Genomic DNA, 1,051 nt, shown 5'->3' with positions numbered 1-1,051 from the left:
GGCTCTGTTGCACAAATCCTTGAGGGGATTCATCTTTTGAATCCAGCCTGATAGCTGGGTGGCATGAGCAGACCGACACCCCCGACCTACAAGACCAGGAACTGGCCCGCCTATAACGAAGCGCTCAAGCGCCGGGGCTCGCTGACGATCTGGTTCGATCCCGAGATGAACTGGGAGGCTGTGCCGACCGGCAGGCGTGGCCGCCAGCAGAGCTTCAGTGACGCGGCCATCCAGACCTGCCTCTCCATGAAGGTGCTATTCGGCATGGCGCTCCGCCAAACGACCGGCTTCGTCGAGAGCCTGCTTCGGTTGGTCGGCCTCGACTGGACGGTGCCCGACTTCAGCACGCTGTCTCGTCGTCAGAAGACCCTGGCGGTGAATATCCCCTATCGCGGTTCCAGGGGGCCACTGCACCTGTTGATCGACAGCACAGGGATCAAGGTCGAGGGCGAAGGTGAGTGGCATGCCCGCAAGCATGGCGGCGCCAAACGACGGGTCTGGCGCAAGATCCACCTCGGGGTCGACGCGCAAACGCTGGAGATCCGGGCCGTCGAGATCACCGGCAGCCATATCGGTGATGCGCCGGTGCTGCCCGATCTGCTCGACCAGATCCCGGAGGATCAGGAGATCGGCAGCGTCACGGCAGATGGCGCGTATGACACCCGGAAATGCCACGACGCCATCGCCGACCGCGGCGCTCATGCCGTCATTCCGCCCCGCAGGAATGCCAAGCCCTGGAAGGTGATCACGGCTGGTGCCATGGCACGCAACGAGGCCCTCCGCGCCGCGAGATACCTTGGCCGGGCACTCTGGCGACGATGGAGCGGATATCACCGCCGAAGCCGCGTCGAGACGAAGATGCACTGCGTGAAACTGCTGGGGCAGCGCCTCATGGCACGGGATTTCGATCGGCAGGTCGCCGAGCTTCAGGTCCGTATCGCCGTTCTGAACGGCTACACCGCGCTCGGCATCCCTGTCACAGAGGCCGCGGGATAGGTCTGTCCGGGGAAAGGGGAACCCCGGACATTATCCGATTTGTGCAACAGAGCCA

1 protein-coding gene is annotated in these 1,051 nt (G+C 63.7%); it reads left to right on the top strand.

Annotated elements, in window-relative coordinates; translation table 11 throughout:
• Positions 1 to 63 precede the first annotated feature (63 nt).
• Positions 64 to 996: an IS5 family transposase gene (locus tag NUW50_RS21315; RefSeq protein ID WP_258291209.1), complete on the top strand. Its 933-nt coding sequence runs from the start codon at positions 64 to 66 to the stop codon at positions 994 to 996.
• Positions 997 to 1,051 lie beyond the last annotated feature (55 nt).

It is taken from the genome of Frigidibacter sp. ROC022 (assembly GCF_024723735.1).
Taxonomy (GTDB): Bacteria; Pseudomonadota; Alphaproteobacteria; order Rhodobacterales; family Rhodobacteraceae; genus SLM-1.
Note: the sequence above shows the minus strand (reverse complement) of the source record. Positions and strands in the feature narration are given on the sequence as shown.

Bases quoted from the DNA above. Each gene is read 5' to 3' on its own strand.
- NUW50_RS21315 (WP_258291209.1), top strand. From the start codon at position 64: ATGAGCAGACCGACACCCCCGACCTACAAGACCAGGAACTGGCCCGCC.